Genomic DNA, 17,194 nt, shown 5'->3' with positions numbered 1-17,194 from the left:
GGCAGTATCGGTAAAGAACACTTCGTTTTCATGTCAAACACGATTTTTTAAAAAATCGACGAGGCCGCGGAACCAGCCGCCGCCCCGCTCATTCTCGAAATTAATATCCTGCATGGTCTGGCCTTCGCCGGCAGCAAAAGCCAGCAATCCCACCAGCGTCGCGAAGTTGGGCGCGCTCGCCGAATTAGGCAGCCCGATCACCCCGCCCGGCCGGCCCAGCCTTACGTTACGCTCCAGTATCTGCGCGCTAAGTTCACGCACGCCGCCCAGTTGCGAGGCGCCGCCGGTCAGCACCACGCGCGTGCCGCCCGCATCGCCGTAGCCGCCGGTTTCCAGCCGGTCCTTCACCAGCTCGAAAATCTCCTCGATTCGCGGCCGGATTACGCTGATCAGCATGGAACGCGGCATTTTCGCGATCTGGTGCTCATCCTCGCCCACCTGCGGCACCGGCAGCAGCTCGCGCTCATCATCGGGGCTGCCCTGGCAGTTGCCGAACAGCGCCTTCAACCGCTCCGCATGCACGACTGAGGTGGAGAATCCCCGCGCGATGTCATTGGTGACATGAATGCCCCCCAGCGGAATCTGCGCCGTATGCACCACCTGCCCCTCGGAGAACACGGCCATCGAGGTGGTGCCCCCGCCCATGTCGATCACCGTCGCCCCCAGCTCGCGCTCATCGCCCACCAGCGATGCCAGCCCCGCCGCCAGCGGCGCCGACACCAGCGCCGCAATATCCAGCTCGCAGCGCGACAAACAGGCCGAGAGCGTGCGCAACGCCGTGTTGCCCGCATCCACCACATGCAGCTGCGCCGAGAGCGTATCGCAAAACAACCCGCGCGGATCGAGCACGCCATCAGTTTCATCGGTGGAAAAACTCAACGGCAGCGCATGGATCGTCGCCCGCCCCTCAGCCGCCGCGCGCGCGCGCGCCTCGCGTACCACGCGCTTGATGTCATCTGCGGTCACCGCGCGGCCATCCACCGGCCATTGCACATTGAACAAACGCGATTCCGGCTGCCCGCAGGAGAGGTTCACATAAACCGACTTCAGCCGCATATCGGCGGCCTCCTCGGCCGCGCCCACCGCCGCGCGAATCGCCTTCTCCGCCTCTTCCAGGTCCACAATGCCGCCGGATTTAATCCCCCGGCTCTTCTGCCAGCCAAAGCCCAGAGCGCGCAGCCGCCCATCGGATTCCGCCCGCCCGATCAGGCAAGCAATTTTCGACGAGCCGATATCCAGCACGCCAAACGGCCCCGATCGCAGCATCTTGCCACGCAGCGTCTCCTCCGGCAGCGGCTTCATCGCGCGCTCCGGCGCGCCCCGGCGAGAAAGATCATTCATGCGCGCCTGCCCTTTTTCATGTGTGGCTGTCCTTGGCCGAAGCAGGCGCCGCCGCTGGATAGGGGCGCACCACCAATTTACCCGCCTGTCGCAGGTCGATCACCTCAACCGGCCGGTCGAGCAGCTGCATGCTGGCCTGCAAGGCGCCAAGCTGGTTGATCGCCTCTTGCTCGCCCTCAACCGGCAGCTTCACCAGTGTCTGGTCTTTCAGGATCAAATTCCAGCGCAACCCATCCACTCGCTCCGCCGCAGTCACCCGCGAAGCCAGCGCGGGCACGCTCTTCAGCTCATTCATCAGCGCCGCCGCATACTGCGGCGCATCCGCCCCCGTGAGCAGCAGCAACGAGGGCTCCCGCCGTTTCGCCGCCGCCGCATCCTGGCCGGCGATCACCTTGCCATTTTTGTCGATCAACACGAAATGCACCGGCGCGCCGTTGGCGCCGCCGGTCTGCCAGATGGCAAAAGCATTCCGCTCGGTGATGTTCACAATCAATGTTCCTGGCAGCACGCGCTCCACCGTGGCGCTCTGTACCGGCCCCAGCTGTTCCACGCGGGCCTGCACAGCGCCCAGGGAAAACCCCAGCGCCGGCTCGCCCGGCTGCACGCCGATGGCCGCCCGCAACGCCGCCGGGTCTACCGTCTGCGCGCCCTGCACCTCGATTTTTGAAATCCTCAGCCCGACATCGGCCCCTAGCGCCGCCAGGCCAAAACCGCCATGATGCCCGCTCACCCGCGCGGGCGCCGGCGCGGAAGCGACGGAGGGCAGCGAGCGCACCAGCTCCCCCCCCACGATCAGCACCGAAACCGCGCCCAGCACCCATAGCCCAGGCTTCAGGCTGCGCTTCACCCGCCGCAAATAGAGCTTGCGCGTGCTCAGCCGGTCCTGCGGCGCGGCGGTCTTTTTCGCCCGCGCGCGCGGTGGCGCGGCGGGAATCGTGGCCCGCGCGGTGGCGCCTACACGCGGCATGCCGCCCGCTCCACCATCCAGGCGCAAAGCGCGCGGAAATCCATGCCCACATAGGCCGCCTGTTCGGGCAGCAGCGAGGTGGGCGTCATCCCCGGCTGCGTGTTCACCTCCAACAACACCAGCCGCCCGCTCGCATCGTCGTAGCGCAAATCCGCCCGGCTCGCGCCGCGGCACCCCAGCGCCCGGTGCGCCGCCAACGCCACATCGCGCGCCTGCTGCGCCACCTCGGCGGGAATATCCGCCGGCACCACATGGCGCGAACCGCCGGCGGCATATTTGGCGTGGTAATCATAAAAACTCTCTTCGGAGAGTATTTCCGTCACCACCAGCGCGCGGTCCTCCAGCACGCCCACGGTCAGCTCCCGCCCCGGCACGAACTGCTCGGCCATCGCCAGACCGTAATGCCATTCCTTCACAATTTGCGCCCGGTTGTTGCCGCCCGGCTGCACGATATAAACCCCCACCGAGGAGCCTTCATTCACCGGCTTCACCACATAGGGCGGCGGCAGCGGGTCATGCTCGGCCAACTCCGCGATGTCGATCACCCGATGCGGCGCCACCGGCAGCCCGGCATGCGCGAACACCGCCTTGGCCGCGGCCTTGTCCATCGCCAGCGCGGAGGCCCGCACGCCCGAATGCGTGTAGGGAATCCCCAGGTAATCCAGCACACCCTGAATCGTGCCATCCTCGCCAAAACGCCCGTGCAGGGCGTTGAACACCACATCCGGCGCGGGGGTGAGCGCCGCGATTACCGCACGCAGATCCTCGCCCACTTCCACCGGCAGCACCTCGAACCCGGCGCTGCGCAGCGCCGCGATCACCTGCGCGCCCGAGCGCAACGAAACCTCACGCTCGGCGGACATGCCCCCCAGCAAAACCGCAACACGCATCATCCGGGCACTCCAATCCGTTTAATTTCCCAGCGCAGCGAAACCCCTGCGTTGCGCTGCACGCGCGCGCGCACATCCTCGCCCAGCCCCTCCAGATCCGCCGCCGTAGCCTCTCCGGTATTGATCAGGAAATTACAATGAAGTTCCGAAACCTGCGCTCCGCCGCGGCGCAATCCCCGGCACCCGGCGGCATCAATCATCTCCCAGGCCTTCTGGTCAGGCGGATTGGCGAAGGTCGAGCCTCCCGTGCGTGCGCGCACCGGCTGGCTCGCCTCGCGGCTGGTTTTTATCTGCGCCATCTTCGCCGCAATTGCCTGCGCATCACCCTGGCGCGCGCGTAAGCGGGCCCGCACCACCACCGCATCGGCGGGCAAATTCGCATGGCGATAGCTCAGGCCCAGCACATGCGCCTCCACGCGCACCAACTCACCCGCGCGCGTCACAATCTCCACCCAGTCGAGCACCTGCGCCATATCCCCACCGTAGGCGCCCGCGTTCATCGCCACCGCGCCGCCGATGGTCCCAGGAATGCCGGAGAGAAACTCCAGCCCCGCCAGCCCCGCCGCCGCCGCATGTTCCGCCACCGTCACATCCAGAGCCGCCGCCCCGGCGATCATCCCGTCATTCTCGACCACGATCTCGCCAAACCCGCGCGCCAGCTTGATGACAACACCGTTGATCCCGCCATCGCGCACAATCAGGTTCGATGCCGCGCCGATCACGCTCACCGGCATCTCCAGCGGCAACGCCCGCAAGAACGCGCATAAATCCGCCACATCCGCCGGGCGCACCAAAAACTCCGCAGGCCCGCCCACACGAAACCACGTCATCGGCGCCAAAACCGCCCCCGGCGCCACGCGGCCGCGAATTTCCGGCAAGGCCAGGCCCATCATCACAGCCGCCCCCTTGGACGCGCCGCATCCTGCAACCCCTGCAACTGCGCTGGCAGCGCCGCCGCCCAATGCGTGATGCTGCCCGCACCCAGGCAGACCACGAAATCACCGTGCCGCGCGATGGCATGCACCATCTCCGCCAGATGCGACGGATCCGTCAGCGCCACCACCTGCCGGTGCCCGCGCGCGCGCAACCCTTCAACCAGCGCATCGCGGTCCACGCCCTCAATCGGCGCCTCACCCGCGGCATACACATCCGCCACGATCACCGTCCCCGCATCGTTCATGCAGGTGCAAAACTCCTCAAACAGCGACTGCAACCGCGTGAAGCGGTGCGGCTGCACCACGGCCACCACATCGCGCGCGCCCGCCTGCCGCGCCGCCTTCAACACCGCGGCGATCTCCACCGGATGATGCCCGTAGTCATCAATCACCGTAATCCCGCCCGCCTCGCCGGTTTTGGAGAAGCGCCGCTTCACCCCTGCGAAATTCGCCAGCGCCGCCTTAATCTGCGCTTCGGGAACATCCATCTCGGCCGCCACCGCGATCGCCGCCACCGCGTTAGAGACATTGTGATTGCCCAGCATCGGCAGGCGGAACGGCCCCATACGGCGCGCCCGCTCCGAAACCCGGTCGGAGAACCTTACCTCGAAGGTCGCGCCATCCTTGCTGGAGATGATCCGCTCCGCGCGCACATCCGCCTGCGGCGAAAACCCATAGGTAATCACCCGATGATCCGAGAGTGCCGGGATCATCTGCTGCACCGCCGGATGATCGATGCACAAAACCGCGAAGCCATAAAATGGAATGTTCGCGACAAACTGCCGGTAGCCCGCCTCCATCGCCTCGCGCGTGCCCCAATGGTCCAGATGCTCCGGGTCCATGTTCGTCACGATCGTGATCACCGCCGGAAGCCGCAGGAAACTCCCGTCGGACTCGTCAGCCTCCACCACCATCCAGTCACCCGCCCCCAAGCGGGTGTTGCTGCTATAGGCGTTGATGATGCCGCCGTTGATCACGGTGGGGTCAAACCCACCCCCTTCCAGCACCGCCGCCACCAGCGAGGTCGTCGTCGTCTTGCCGTGCGTGCCGCCGATCGCCACGGCCCATTTCAGCCGCATCAACTCCGCCAGCATCTCCGCGCGCCGCACCACCGGGATCAGCTTGCGCCGCGCCGCCACCACTTCGGGATTATCCTTGGGCACGGCTGTGGAAATCACCACCACCTGGGCATCACCCAGGTTCTTCGCATCATGCCCCACCGCAACCCTGATCCCCGCCGCGCGCAGCCGCGCCACATTCGCGTTCTCGGCAATATCGCTGCCCTGCACGGCATAGCCCAGCTCATGTAGCACCTCTGCAATGCCGGACATGCCAATCCCGCCGATGCCGACAAAATGAATCGTCCCGATGGAAAGCGGCAACGCCCTCATGCGCCCGCACCTTCCATCACCAACCCCGCCAGCCGCTCCGCCGCATCCGCGCGCCCCGCGCTCGCGGCCGCTTGCGCCGCTTTCATCAAATCCTCAGGATTCATCAGAATACTTTCAATTTTATCAGCCAGCGCCTGGGCGCTCAGCCCGGCCTGGTCCAGCCGCCACGCGGCGTGCGCATCCACCAGCGCATCCGCATTGGCACGCTGGTGGTCATCAATGGCGCTGGGCAGCGGAATGAAAATGGCCGGCCGGCCCGCCACCGCGATTTCCGCCACGCTCGAAGCCCCGGCACGCGCAATCACCAGATGCGCCCGCTGCAAGCGCGTTGCCACATCGTTGAAAAACGGCGCCAGCTCCGCCTCAATCCCCGCATCCTTCAGCGCCACACGCGCCGCGCCCAGTTCTTCCGTCCGGCACTGCTGGCTCACCACCAGCCGCGCCCGCAGCGCCGCCGGCAGCAAAGCCAGCGCCTGCGGCATCAACGAGCCGAAAACCTTCGCCCCCAGCGAGCCGCCCAAAATCAACAACTCAATTTTCTCATCCGGCGGCGCATATCCCTGCCCATGCAGCGCCACCACCGCCGGGCGCACCGGATTGCCGAGCAGCACGGTTTTAACCCCCGCAGGCACCGCCAAGGTCTTCTCAAAACTCAGCACCAGCACATCGGCGAGGCGCGCCAGCAGCCGGTTCGCCCGCCCCAGCACCGCATTCTGTTCATGCAGAAAAATCCTTGGCCGCCGCCCCAGCAAAACCGCCGCCACCACCGGCGGCACAGCCGGATATCCGCCAAACGCCACCACCACGCCCGGCTGCAACGTCCGCAAAATTTTCCGCGCCTGGAACACACCCCGCGCCAAGGCCACGGCGCCCTCCAGCGCACTGCGTAAACTCCGGCCAGAGAGCCCCGCCCCCGCGATTACATGCCGCTCCGCCTTGGCAAACACCGCCGAGGACAATCCGCCCGAGCGCGCATCAGTCAGCAGCACCACGCGCACGCCGCGCGCCAGCAGCGCCACCGCAAGCGCCTCAGCCGGAAAAAAATGCCCCCCCGTGCCGCCGGCCGCGATCACCACCGGCGCGCTCATGGGTACTCACCCTGGTGGCGTCTTCGCGTCAGTGCCAGCAAATATCCCATCTGAATTGATATCGCCAGCACCGAGCTGCCGCCGTAGGATATGAACGGCAGCGTCATCCCCTTGGTTGGAATCAGCGAGAGCGAAGAGGCCATGTTCACAAACGCCTGCAGGCCAAAGCCCACGATCAACCCGCCCGCCGCCAGCACCACGAACAAATTCGGCTCCGCCAGCAAGCGCACCAGCGCGCGTATCACAATGGCCGCGAACACGAAAATGATGAACCCGCAGAAAAACAGCCCGAACTCCTCTCCCGCCACGGCAAACACGAAATCCGCCCGTGCATCTGGCAGATAATGCTTAACCTGCCCCTCGCCCGGTCCCAGGCCAAACATCCCGCCATTTCCAAACGCCGAGAGCGCGGTGAGCGCCTGATAAGCTGAAGTCTTTGTTGGATGCAGGAATAATTCCACGCGCGTATGAACATGCGAGATGAACAAGAACGCCCAGATGAAGGCGAGCACCACCAGCCCCGCCGCCACGCTCACCCATTTCATCTCCATGCCGTCGAGATAAAACTGCGAGAACACCACCATGGTGAACAAAAACGTCATGCCGATATCAGGCTGCATTTTCAGCATCAGCGCCGCGATCAAAAACACCCCCAGCGCCGCCCGCTTGCCTGGAAACCCCGGTGTGCGCCGCGATTCCGCGATCAGCCAGGCGGTGATGATGATAAAACCGGGGCGCAGAAACTCGCTCGGCTGAATGGTGAACCCGGGCAGTGAAATCCACCGGTGCGCGCCATCCACCTCCACGCCATGCACCAGCGTGAAACCGGTGAGAAAGAAGAACACAATCCCAAGCCCCAGCGCACTCAGCTTCACCTGCCGCAACGAGAGCATGGACATGCCCAGCATCACCACCCCGCCCACGGCGAGAAAGAAAATCTGCCGCAGCATCGCCACTGTATGCGGATCGGTCAGACGCATGGAGATCCCTGGCGTCGCCGCCAGCGCCAGCACATAGCCGATGCCGATCAGCACCGCGAGCGCAACCAGCGTCACCCGGTCCACGCTCCACCACCAGCGGCCGATCACCGATGTATCGGCGCGTGAGAGCGGCGGCATCACACGCCCCCTTTCGCCAGCGCGGCAAACCGCGCGCCGCGCGCCTCAAAATTCGTGAACTGGTCAAAACTCGCGGCCGCGGGCGAGAACAATACCACCCCCGCGCCGTTCGCCTTGGCCGCCTCAAACGCAAGCGGCACCGCGGTCTCCAGCGTCCCCGCCACATCGTTCTCCACCCCGTGCGCGCTCAGCGTGGCGGCAAACGCCGGCCCATCGCGCCCGATCAGAAACGCCTTCTCGATCCGCATGAAATACGGCGCCAGATCATCAATCCCCCCGGCCTTGGCGACGCCGCCCGCAATCCACACAAAGCGCGCATAGCAGCCCATGGCGCGGGCCGCCGCGTCCGCATTGGTCGCCTTGCTGTCATTGATAAAATGCACACCCTCGCGCAGCGCCACCTCCTGCTGGCGGTGCGCGAGGCCGGGGAAGCTCGCAATCGCGCGCGCAATCGCCGCCTCATCCACCCCCAGCGCCCGCGCCGCCGCCGCCGCCGCCGCCGCATTCTGCGCGTTATGCTCGCCCGGCAGCGCCTGCGCCCCGGTTGCCCCACCCACGCCGGAAATCCGCACCACCCGCGCCGCTTGCTCATCCAGCCAGCCCGCCATCTCGCGGGAGGGGGCGTCATCCACACCAACCACCGCCACGCAACCCGCATCCTGGCGCGCGAAAATCGCACGCTTGGCGGCCGCGTAGCCTGCCATTCCGCCATGGCGGTCCAGATGGTCGGGGGACAAATTCAGCATAACCGCGACATCGAAGCGCAGGCTTGCGAGTCTCTCCAACATATAGCTGGACATCTCGAGCACATAAACACCGTTGTCCGGCAGCAGCGGCAAGCTCAGCGCCGCCGGCCCCAGATTCGCCCCCGCCGCGTTGGGCACCCCCGCCGCATCGAGAATATGCGCCAGCAGCGCCGTGGTGGTGGATTTCCCGTTGGTCCCGGTAATCCCGGCAAAGCGCGCCTTGCTCCCGCTGCCCCGCACCGCGCGGAACAGCAGCTCCGCATCGGTGAGCACCGGCACGCCATGCGCCAGCGCCCAGGCGGCTTGGTCATGCGCTTTGGGCAATTTGTGCGCAATTCCGGGCGAGAGCACCAGCCCATCCAGCCGCCCCGCAACCGCCGAGGGCTTCTCCACCACGAACCCCGCCGCCGCCGCGCGCGCGCCCGGCGCGTCATCCCACACAATCACCTGCGCGCCCATGTCGCGCAACGCGCAAGCCGCGGGCATCCCAGCCTTGCCCAGCCCGAGCACGGCAAAGCGCATCCCAGCAAATACCGGAGCGTAATTCATCGTATTTTCAACGTGGCCAGACCCACCAAACCCAGAATCATGGCGATAATCCAGAACCGGATCACAATCGTCGGCTCCGCCCAGCCCTTCTTTTCAAAATGGTGGTGCAGCGGCGCCATCAGAAACACCCGCCGCCCCGTGCGCTTATACCAAAACACTTGCACGATGACTGAAACCGTCTCCACCACGAACAACCCGCCAACAATCGCCAGCACGATCTCGTTCTTCGTCGCCACCGCCACGGCGCCGAGCGCCCCGCCCAAGGAGAGCGAGCCCGTATCGCCCATGAACACCGCCGCCGGCGGCGCGTTGAACCATAAAAACCCCAGCCCCGCGCCAACCAGCGCGGAGAGAAACACGGTCAACTCGCCAGAACCTGGAATAAAATTAATCTCCAAGTACCCGGCGAAAATCTTGTTGCCCACCAGATACGCGATCAGCCCGAACACCGCTGCCGCGATCATCGTCGGCACAATCGCCAGCCCGTCCAGCCCATCGGTCAGGTTCACCGCGTTGGACGCCCCCATCATCACGAACATCGCCACCAGGGGAAAGAAAATCCCGAACGGTATCAGCACGTTCTTGAGCATCGGCAGCGCCAGCTCGCTGCCTAGCGGCGCTGGCATCAGCCGCGTCATCCACACCGCGGCCACCAGCCCAATCCCCGCCTGCGCCACCAGCTTGACCCGGCCGGGAACCCCCTTGGTGTTGCGCTTGGTCAGCTTCAGGAAATCATCGGCGAAGCCAATGCCGCCATAGCCGAAGGTCACCAGCAGCACCCCCCAGATGTAGCCGTTATGCAGGTCCGCCCAAATCAGCGTCGAGAGTCCCATTGCGATCAGAATCAGCACCCCGCCCATCGTCGGCGTGCCTTTTTTCTCAATCAGATGCCGCTCCGGCCCATCGGTGCGAATCGGTTGCCCATGGCGCTGCACGGATTTCAGATACCGGATCACCCTCGGCCCGGCCCAGAAGCTGATGATCAGCGCCGTCAGGCACGCCCCGCCCGCCCGGAACGTAATGTAGCGGAACAGGTTGAACACATGCACATGCCCAGCCATGGGGAAGAGAATCGCATACAACATCAGGCGGGGCTTTCCAGAACCGAGACAACATCACGCATGCGGCTGCCGTAACTGCCTTTCACCAGCACGGTGTCCCCCGCGCGCAGCGCGGCTTTCACCAGCGGCGCCAGGGTGGCTGCGTCAGCTGCATGCGCGCCCTGCTTGGACCGCGGCAGCGAGTCGAACAAAGCGTTACACTGCGCCCCGCAGGTAAAAACGACATCCGCCCCCGCCAGAACCGCGGGCAGCAGCCCCAGATGTTCCGCTTGCGCGTGTTCCCCCAACTCCAGCATGTCCCCCAGCACGGCCACATGCCGCCCCGGCTGCAACGCCAGAACCCCCAATGCGGCGCGCACCGAGGCCCCGGAGGCATTGTAGCTCTCATCGAGCAAAACCGCCGCCCCGCCCGGCACGGCAATCGCCCGCCGCGCCCCCCGGCCGGAGACCGGCGCGAAGCCATCCAGCGCCGCCGCCGTGCGCGCCACATCCAGCCCCAGCCCGGCCGCCACCGCCAGCACCGCGAGCGCGTTCATCGCCATATGCCGCCCCGGCGCGGCCAGCCCGAACCACACCGGAACGCCCGAAATTTCCGCCGCAATCTCAGAGGCTTGCGCGGTATTCCTCAACTCAACCAAGCGCGCATCCACCGCGCCCTCGCCGAACACCAGCGCCTCGCACCCGCGCGGCACCGCCGCGCGCAGCAGCGGCAGAAACATCGAATCCCCCGGCAGCACCGCCATCCCGCCCGGCACCAGCCCGCTATAAACCGCCGCCTTCTCTTGCGCGATCGCCTCCTGCGAGCCCATCAAACCCAGATGCGCCCGGTCCACACAGGTGATCATCGCCACATCCGGCCGCACCAGCCCCGCCAGCGGCGCAATTTCCCCCGGATGGTTCATGCCGATCTCGAACACCCCGAACGCCGCATCGCTTGGCATCCGCGCCAGGGTGAGCGGCACGCCGATATGGTTGTTGAAGCTCGCCTCCGCCGCGTGCACCAGGCCAAAGGCGCTCAAAGCCCGGCGCAGCATCTCCTTGGCCGTGGTCTTGCCGACACTGCCCGTCACCGCCACGATCTTCGCGCCCGTCCGGGTCCGCGCCGCGGCGCCCAGGCGCTCCAGCGCCCGCAATGTGTCCTCCACCACGATCACCCGGCCCGGCATGGGCTTTGAGACCGCCGCCGCCGCCGCCCCCTTGGCAAACGCGGCTTCAACAAATTCATGCCCATCGCGCGCGCCGTGCAGCGCCACGAACAAATCCCCCGGCGCCAGCGTGCGCGTATCGATGCTGATCCCGCTCACATCCCAGCCCGCCTGCGCGCCAAACACCGCGCGCAATTGCGCCGCACTCCAAAGCGCGCTCATGGCGAAGTCCCTTGTTCGCGCGCGGCCGCCAGCTCGCGGATCACCGAGGCATCGTCAAAAGGTATCACCTCGCCCTGCACAATCTGCCCCTGCTCATGGCCTTTTCCGGCCACCACCAGAACATCCCCCGCGCGCAGCTCACTCAGCCCGGCGGCAATCGCCGCCCGCCGGTCCCCAATCTCAATCCCGCCGGGGCACGCCGCCATAATCGCCGCGCGGATCAGCGCCGGGTCCTCGCTGCGCGGATTGTCGTCGGTCACAATCGCCACATCCGCCAGCTTCGCCGCCTGCTCGCCCATCAGCGGCCGCTTGCCCGCATCGCGGTCGCCGCCCGCGCCGAACACGATCACCAGCCGGCCCAAAGCATGCGGGCGCAGCGCGCTCAGCACCCGCGCGATCGCATCGGGCGTATGCGCGTAATCCACATAGGCCGCCGCGCCGTTATCCAGCACCAGCGCACGTTCAAGTCTCCCCCGAACCCCCTGTAACTGCGGCAAATACTCAAGCGCCCCCACCACCCCCACGGTCTCGGCCAAGGCCGCCGCCAGCACCGCGTTATCCGCCTGAAACCGCCCCGGCAGATGTAGACTCACCTGCCGCCCGCCGGCAAAAACCTCCTGCCCATCCGGGCGCGCGGCAACCCGCGTAACCTCCACCGGGGCAAAATCCAACCCCCGCCGCGCCGCGATCTCGCGTAGCCGCCCCAGCGTCTCCCCATCCATATCCGCCATCGCCCGCACCGCCGCCCCGCGCGGCAGCAGCACCTCGAACAACCGCAGCTTCGCCGCCCGGTAGGCCTCCATCGAACCATGATAGTCCAGATGGTCGCGCGTCAGGTTCGTGAACCCCGCGGCGGCAAAGCGCAGCCCATCCAGTCGGCTCTGCTCGATCCCATGGCTGGACGCCTCCAGCGCTACATCCGTGAAGGCGCGCGCCGCCAGCATCGCCAGCGTATTCGCCAGCGTCACCGGGTCCGGCGTCGTCAGCGAGCCGGTAAGCGGCACCCCCGGCGCGATCACCCCCAGCGTCCCCAGCGAGGCCGCCTGGCGCCCGGCGGCGGCGCAAATCTGGCGCAGGAAATCCACCGTGCTGGTCTTGCCGTTAGTCCCTGTCACCGCCACCAGCCGTTCGGGCATCTTGCCCGCCAGCTCCACCGCCAGCTCCGCCAGCCGCGCGCGCGGCGCCTCGGCGCAATACAGCGGACGCGGGGGTACGCCGGGCGGCCAGTGCGTCCCCTGCGGCGCCAATACGGCCACAGCGCCGCGCGCCACCGCCTCGGCGATAAACCGCCGCCCATCGGCCTTCACCCCCGGCAGCGCCACGAATAAAAACCCCGGCCGCACCGCCCGGCTGTCGGCCGTAATGCCGCTCACGCCTTTCAATTCAGGACTCCTCATGCCCGGCTCCGCTCTCAAGCTCAGTCATATGGCTGCCCGGCAATGGATACACGGGCGCCATCACGCCGTTACGCACACGGCGCCTGGCGTGCGAGGCCGAGAGCAGCGGCGCCGGCCCTTTGGCCGCTTTCTCTGGCGCAGGCTGCGCGGGCGTTGGCGGCGGCTTCTTACCCATCAGCTCATAGGCGAACGCATTGGCCCCCGGCGGCAGCGGGTTACCCGGCCCCAGCCCGCTCTCGCCCGGCGGCGGCGTGGGCTGCAATGGCACGGTCCAGGCGGCATCCAGCGCCGCCAGCTGGTCGCCCGCCGCCGGCAAAATACCCAGCATCGGCCCGATCCGCGCGATAATCCGCCCCACTGCCGGCGCGGCGATATACCCGCCCGTGGTAAACCCATACGTCGTCGCGTCCGGATGCGGCTGCAGCACCAGCACATAGATCACATATTGTGGGTCCTGCATCGGAAACGCCGCCATGAACGAGGCATTATTGGTATGCAGCAGATACCGCCCGTTCGGCCCCACCACCTGCGCCGTCCCGGTCTTGCCGCCCACCACATAACCCGGCACCGAGGCATAGGTGCCCGTGCCCGAGAGCACCACATTGGTCATCAGCTTGCGCATCAGTTCCGATGTGCTCTGCTTCATCACCCGCACCCCCTGCGGCTGCGGCCCGTTCGGGTTCACCGCCAGCAATGTCGGATTATACCTGATCCCGCCGTTCACGATTGGCAGCACCCCGGTCACCAGCGCCAGCGGACTAACCGAAATGCCCGCGCCAAACGAAACTGTCATCGTTGTCGCCAGCCCCCACTGGTTCAGCGGCGGATATTGCGGCATCGGCGGTCCCGGCAGCTGCACGTCCAGCGGCTTGAGGAAGCCCTGCTTGGCCAGCCAAGCCTGCTCCACCTTCGGCCCCAAAATCGTTGCGATCCGCGACGCGCCGATGTTCGACGACACATTGAGAATCTGCGGCACCGCCATCCACACATGCGCCGGCTCAAAATCCGTTATGGTAAAGCGCCCTACCCGCAGCGGATGCGTGGTATCGAAGTAATCCCAGTAATGGATCATCCCCGAATCCAGCGCCATGGAGATGGTCTGCAGCTTGAACACGCTGCCCGGCTCGTAATCACCGTTGACGCATTTGTTGAACTGGCTGTCGTGGCTCGCCGCGCCAAAATTATTGACATCATAATCCGGCAGGCTGGACATCGCCAGAATCTCGCCGGTACGCGCGTTCATCACAATCGCGCAGCCCCCCGGCGCCTTAAACTCCTTCACCGCCGATGCCAGCTCGTGATGCACGATGCTCTGAATCCCCGCATCGATGGAGAGCGCCAGCGGCGCCGGATCGCTGGTCAGACGCTTATTAAAATACTCCTCAACCCCCGCAATGCCGGTTCCGCCGACAGTCACCCCGCCCAGAATATGCGAGGCCAGATCACCATCAGGATAATGCCGCTTCTCGCTGTCCTCAAAATACACGCCCGGAATGCCGAGTTGATTCACCGCCAGCTCCTCCGGCGGCGTCAGCTTGCGGTCCAGGTACACAAAGTCCTTGCCCGAGGCGAGCTTCTTCTCCGTCTCCGGCACGTCCAGCCCGGTCAGCACCGTGGCCAGCCGCGCCGCCGCCCCGGCCGGGTCCGTCACCTGGCGCGGATCGGCGTATAATTCCGCCCCCGGCAACGATACCGCCAGAATCGTGCCATTGCGGTCGGTTATATCCGCGCGCCCCGGCGGCGGCGGGGTCACATCCAGCTCCGGCTGCATCGCCGCCAGCTGCGCCTGGCTCGGCAAAATCGGGTGCCAGATGGTGGCATAGGTCAGCCGCAGCGCCAGCACACCAAACAACAGGGCAAACATCAGCGCGCCCAGCAGCAAGCGCACATGCGCCTTCTCCAGCGCCGCCCGCTGGTCCAAATCCGGCGAGGTGACCCTCACATGCTCCATCATCGGCACAGCACCGCGCTCCGGCGCACCCTTGCGGCGCGCCGGCGGCGGCTCAGGCCGCAAAGTCAATGTCAATTGCCGCTCCCGCTCTGCGCCATCCCCAGCAGCGAGCCCCCATCATCCTGCGGCGCGATCATCGGCGCCGCCTGCGCCACCGCCCGCACGGACATCACCTGCGCCCCCATCGGCGGCCGCGCCGGCACCAGCGGCGGCTGGCTGTATGCGGCGCGATTTTCGGCATATTCATGCGTCATGGCGGGGTTGCGGCGCACATGCGGCATATGCGCCTGGCCCAGCAGACTGCGCGGCTGCTCATCGGCGCTGGCGAGGTGCACCACGGCCTTATCCACTCTGCGGGGAAGCTGGGCAGCGCGGGCCAGATGAACCACCGCGCGCCTTACGGGTTGCACCACCCGTTGCGCCGTCTGCACCGCCGCCGTCTGCACCGCCGCCGTCTGCACCGCCGCCGGTTGCGCCGCGGAGGCCACAGCCGCTGGCATCGGCACGGGCACCGGCAACACCGGCGCCGCATCCAACGGGTTGGGCCCAGGCGCCGCACTGCCGGGCGCGGGCAACACGCTGCCCAGCGCGGCCAGCGTCACCAGCTGGCTCGGCTTCATTGGCTGCAAGGCGGTGAACTGCGTTGAAAGCTGGGCCAGCCGCGAGGGATCAGCCTCCAGCGCCCACTGCGCATGCAACACGCGGATGCGCTGCTGGTCCAGCCGGGTCGCCTGCGTTACCGCGGCAATCTGGTCATCGAGCATCTGCGCATGATGCTTCACCAAAAACAGATACGCGCCCGAAACCACAAACAGGATGGCGCTGAGCAGGGTGATCGGCCGGATCATGCCACCAGCCTTTCCATCGCCCGCAGCTTGGCGCTGCGCGCCCGCGGATTGGCCTTCACCTCCGCCGCCCCCGGCACCACCGCGCTGCCCGTCAACAACCTGAATCGCGCCGCCGCGCCACCCTGCATCGCCGCCGGATCATGGCGCGAAGCCCCTGGCGCGCGCCCGCTCTCCTGCGCGAAAAATTTCTTCACAATGCGGTCTTCCAGCGAATGGAAGCTCACCACCACCAGCCGCCCGCCCGGCGCCAGCAGCGCCGCCGCCTGCTCCAGGGCCGCCGCAATATCTCCAAGCTCATCATTCACCGCAATACGCAACGCCTGAAAACTCCTGGTGGCAGGATCGATTCCTGACTTGTCCGGCCGCACAACGCTGCGTATCACCCCGGCAAGATCCGCCGTTGCCACAAATTTCTCCACTTTCCGCCGCTCGACAACGGCTTTCGCAATCCGGCGGGACGCTTTCTCATCCCCGAATTCATAGAGTATATCAGCGAGTTCGGATTCGGGTAGCGTGTTAACCAGCACCGCCGCCGTCAGCTGCGCGCTGCCCATCTGCATGTCCAAAGGTCCGTTCTGGCGAAACGAAAACCCGCGCGCCGCATCATCAATCTGGTAGGACGAAACTCCCAAGTCGAACACCGCGCCATCCAGATAGCCAACCCCCACCTCGCCCAACAATTTTACAAGCTCACTGATTCTGCCTTGGAAAATTTCAAAACGGCCAGGGTGCTCCCGGGCCATCTCCCGCGCGCGCGCCACCGCCGCCGGGTCGCGGTCAATGGCAAACAAGCGGCAATCGGCGGCGTTGAGAATCGCCCGCGCATAGCCGCCGCCGCCAAACGTGCCGTCCAGATAAACGCCGCCGTCGCGCGGGCGCAGCATCGCCACCGCCTCATCGCGCAACACCGGAATGTGAGTGAACCCGCTCACGCCTGCCGCCCCGGTACGGCCGCGCGCGCGGCCGCCAGATGCGCCGCCCCCGCCGCCGGCTCCCATATATGAAAATTATCGCCCCGGCCGAAAAACGCCACCGCGTCTTTAATCCCGGTCAGCGCCAGCGCGCCGGGCGGCAGCACAATCCGCCCTTCCTTATCGGTCTCCAACTGCCACGCGTCAGTGAACAAGCGCGAGACGGTCTCATCATAGGCCGCGTCCAGCCGGTCGTATTTGCTGAGTTCCTTGCGCGCCATCTCCGCATAAGCCGAAGGCGCCCAGGCCTCGATGCAGCCCTTGATATGCGAGGGGCACAAAACCAGCGGAATCGCCCCCGGCTCGCTTTTCAGAATCGCGCGGAAAGGCGCCGGAATGGAAACCCGCCCCTTCACGTCCAATCGATTCTCATGCTTGCCAAAAAACAGCGACATTGGGGGTTCTCGTTGGGGCTTCACATATCCCGCATGGGATCACATGGGATTTCTCCCCACTATCATGTTCTAACCCCCCACGTCAAAGATAATCAAGTTGATACGGCCTCGATTCGACCAGATTCACCACGGCCCCGCCTGCGAAGTTTCAGACTTGATGTTTATGTTTTGTTCTCATT

The 17,194-nt window shown here is 66.1% G+C and carries 15 protein-coding genes; all 15 read right to left on the bottom strand.

What is annotated here, in order from left to right; all coding sequences use genetic code 11:
- Positions 1-33 precede the first annotated feature (33 nt).
- From ftsA to PHE40_RS00970, 15 genes are read right to left on the bottom strand one after another with little or no spacing between them, the layout of a single operon-like run.
- On the bottom strand, positions 34-1,341 hold the full coding sequence (ftsA, locus tag PHE40_RS01040) for a cell division protein FtsA (RefSeq protein ID WP_408838263.1): 1,308 nt from the start codon (positions 1,339-1,341) through the stop codon (positions 34-36).
- A gap of 16 nt (positions 1,342-1,357) precedes the next feature.
- Positions 1,358-2,308 carry a cell division protein FtsQ/DivIB gene (locus PHE40_RS01035; RefSeq protein ID WP_299956744.1) on the bottom strand — a complete coding sequence of 317 codons (951 nt, stop codon included), beginning with the start codon at positions 2,306-2,308 and terminating at the stop codon, positions 1,358-1,360.
- The gene (locus PHE40_RS01030) at positions 2,296-3,201 is read right to left on the bottom strand and encodes a D-alanine--D-alanine ligase (RefSeq protein ID WP_299956742.1); all 906 of its coding nucleotides are present in this window, start codon (positions 3,199-3,201) and stop codon (positions 2,296-2,298) included. Before PHE40_RS01030 ends, PHE40_RS01035 begins: the two co-directional genes overlap by 13 nt.
- Positions 3,198-4,091: a UDP-N-acetylmuramate dehydrogenase gene (gene murB, locus PHE40_RS01025; RefSeq protein WP_299956740.1), complete on the bottom strand. Its 894-nt coding sequence runs from the start codon at positions 4,089-4,091 to the stop codon at positions 3,198-3,200. Before murB ends, PHE40_RS01030 begins: the two co-directional genes overlap by 4 nt.
- Positions 4,091-5,524: a UDP-N-acetylmuramate--L-alanine ligase gene (gene murC, locus PHE40_RS01020; protein WP_299956738.1), complete on the bottom strand. Its 1,434-nt coding sequence runs from the start codon at positions 5,522-5,524 to the stop codon at positions 4,091-4,093. The genes murB and murC overlap by 1 nt, the downstream gene beginning before the upstream one ends.
- Positions 5,521-6,612, bottom strand: a complete 1,092-nt coding sequence (gene murG / locus PHE40_RS01015; RefSeq protein WP_299956736.1) for an undecaprenyldiphospho-muramoylpentapeptide beta-N-acetylglucosaminyltransferase — start codon at positions 6,610-6,612, stop codon at positions 5,521-5,523. Before murG ends, murC begins: the two co-directional genes overlap by 4 nt.
- Positions 6,609-7,730 (bottom strand): FtsW/RodA/SpoVE family cell cycle protein, encoded by a 1,122-nt coding sequence (locus PHE40_RS01010; RefSeq protein ID WP_299956734.1) that lies wholly within the window; start codon positions 7,728-7,730, stop codon positions 6,609-6,611. Before PHE40_RS01010 ends, murG begins: the two co-directional genes overlap by 4 nt.
- The gene (murD, locus tag PHE40_RS01005; RefSeq protein ID WP_299956732.1) at positions 7,730-9,025 is read right to left on the bottom strand and encodes a UDP-N-acetylmuramoyl-L-alanine--D-glutamate ligase; all 1,296 of its coding nucleotides are present in this window, start codon (positions 9,023-9,025) and stop codon (positions 7,730-7,732) included. Before murD ends, PHE40_RS01010 begins: the two co-directional genes overlap by 1 nt.
- Entirely contained in the window at positions 9,022-10,110 is a 1,089-nt protein-coding gene (gene mraY / locus PHE40_RS01000; RefSeq protein ID WP_299956730.1) for a phospho-N-acetylmuramoyl-pentapeptide-transferase, read from the bottom strand. The genes murD and mraY overlap by 4 nt, the downstream gene beginning before the upstream one ends.
- Positions 10,110-11,453, bottom strand: a complete 1,344-nt coding sequence (gene murF, locus PHE40_RS00995; RefSeq protein WP_299956727.1) for a UDP-N-acetylmuramoyl-tripeptide--D-alanyl-D-alanine ligase — start codon at positions 11,451-11,453, stop codon at positions 10,110-10,112. The genes mraY and murF overlap by 1 nt, the downstream gene beginning before the upstream one ends.
- On the bottom strand, positions 11,450-12,850 hold the full coding sequence (locus PHE40_RS00990) for a UDP-N-acetylmuramoyl-L-alanyl-D-glutamate--2,6-diaminopimelate ligase (RefSeq protein WP_299956725.1): 1,401 nt from the start codon (positions 12,848-12,850) through the stop codon (positions 11,450-11,452). Before PHE40_RS00990 ends, murF begins: the two co-directional genes overlap by 4 nt.
- Positions 12,837-14,876, bottom strand: a complete 2,040-nt coding sequence (locus PHE40_RS00985) for a penicillin-binding protein 2 (protein ID WP_299956722.1) — start codon at positions 14,874-14,876, stop codon at positions 12,837-12,839. Before PHE40_RS00985 ends, PHE40_RS00990 begins: the two co-directional genes overlap by 14 nt.
- The gene (locus PHE40_RS00980; RefSeq protein ID WP_299956719.1) at positions 14,873-15,649 is read right to left on the bottom strand and encodes a hypothetical protein; all 777 of its coding nucleotides are present in this window, start codon (positions 15,647-15,649) and stop codon (positions 14,873-14,875) included. The genes PHE40_RS00985 and PHE40_RS00980 overlap by 4 nt, the downstream gene beginning before the upstream one ends.
- Positions 15,646-16,581 (bottom strand): 16S rRNA (cytosine(1402)-N(4))-methyltransferase RsmH, encoded by a 936-nt coding sequence (gene rsmH / locus PHE40_RS00975; protein WP_299956716.1) that lies wholly within the window; start codon positions 16,579-16,581, stop codon positions 15,646-15,648. The genes PHE40_RS00980 and rsmH overlap by 4 nt, the downstream gene beginning before the upstream one ends.
- Positions 16,578-17,015 carry a division/cell wall cluster transcriptional repressor MraZ gene (locus PHE40_RS00970; protein WP_299956713.1) on the bottom strand — a complete coding sequence of 146 codons (438 nt, stop codon included), beginning with the start codon at positions 17,013-17,015 and terminating at the stop codon, positions 16,578-16,580. Before PHE40_RS00970 ends, rsmH begins: the two co-directional genes overlap by 4 nt.
- Between the last annotated feature and the right edge of the window lie 179 nt (positions 17,016-17,194).

It is taken from the genome of Acidocella sp. (assembly GCF_028687955.1).
Taxonomy (GTDB): Bacteria; Pseudomonadota; Alphaproteobacteria; order Acetobacterales; family Acetobacteraceae; genus Acidocella.
This window is presented reverse-complemented; position numbering and strand designations above follow the sequence as displayed.

Excerpts from the sequence above, each read along its gene's own strand:
- ftsA (WP_408838263.1), bottom strand. The coding sequence starts at position 1,341 with ATGAATGATCTTTCTCGCCGGGGCGCGCCGGAGCGCGCGATGAAGCCG.
- PHE40_RS01035 (WP_299956744.1), bottom strand. The coding sequence starts at position 2,308 with ATGCCGCGTGTAGGCGCCACCGCGCGGGCCACGATTCCCGCCGCGCCA.
- PHE40_RS01030 (WP_299956742.1), bottom strand. The coding sequence starts at position 3,201 with ATGATGCGTGTTGCGGTTTTGCTGGGGGGCATGTCCGCCGAGCGTGAG.
- murB (WP_299956740.1), bottom strand. The coding sequence starts at position 4,091 with ATGATGGGCCTGGCCTTGCCGGAAATTCGCGGCCGCGTGGCGCCGGGG.
- murC (WP_299956738.1), bottom strand. The coding sequence starts at position 5,524 with ATGAGGGCGTTGCCGCTTTCCATCGGGACGATTCATTTTGTCGGCATC.
- murG (WP_299956736.1), bottom strand. The coding sequence starts at position 6,612 with ATGAGCGCGCCGGTGGTGATCGCGGCCGGCGGCACGGGGGGGCATTTT.
- PHE40_RS01010 (WP_299956734.1), bottom strand. The coding sequence starts at position 7,730 with ATGCCGCCGCTCTCACGCGCCGATACATCGGTGATCGGCCGCTGGTGG.
- murD (WP_299956732.1), bottom strand. The coding sequence starts at position 9,025 with ATGAATTACGCTCCGGTATTTGCTGGGATGCGCTTTGCCGTGCTCGGG.
- mraY (WP_299956730.1), bottom strand. The coding sequence starts at position 10,110 with ATGTTGTATGCGATTCTCTTCCCCATGGCTGGGCATGTGCATGTGTTC.
- murF (WP_299956727.1), bottom strand. The coding sequence starts at position 11,453 with ATGAGCGCGCTTTGGAGTGCGGCGCAATTGCGCGCGGTGTTTGGCGCG.
- PHE40_RS00990 (WP_299956725.1), bottom strand. The coding sequence starts at position 12,850 with ATGAGGAGTCCTGAATTGAAAGGCGTGAGCGGCATTACGGCCGACAGC.
- PHE40_RS00980 (WP_299956719.1), bottom strand. The coding sequence starts at position 15,649 with ATGATCCGGCCGATCACCCTGCTCAGCGCCATCCTGTTTGTGGTTTCG.
- PHE40_RS00970 (WP_299956713.1), bottom strand. The coding sequence starts at position 17,015 with ATGTCGCTGTTTTTTGGCAAGCATGAGAATCGATTGGACGTGAAGGGG.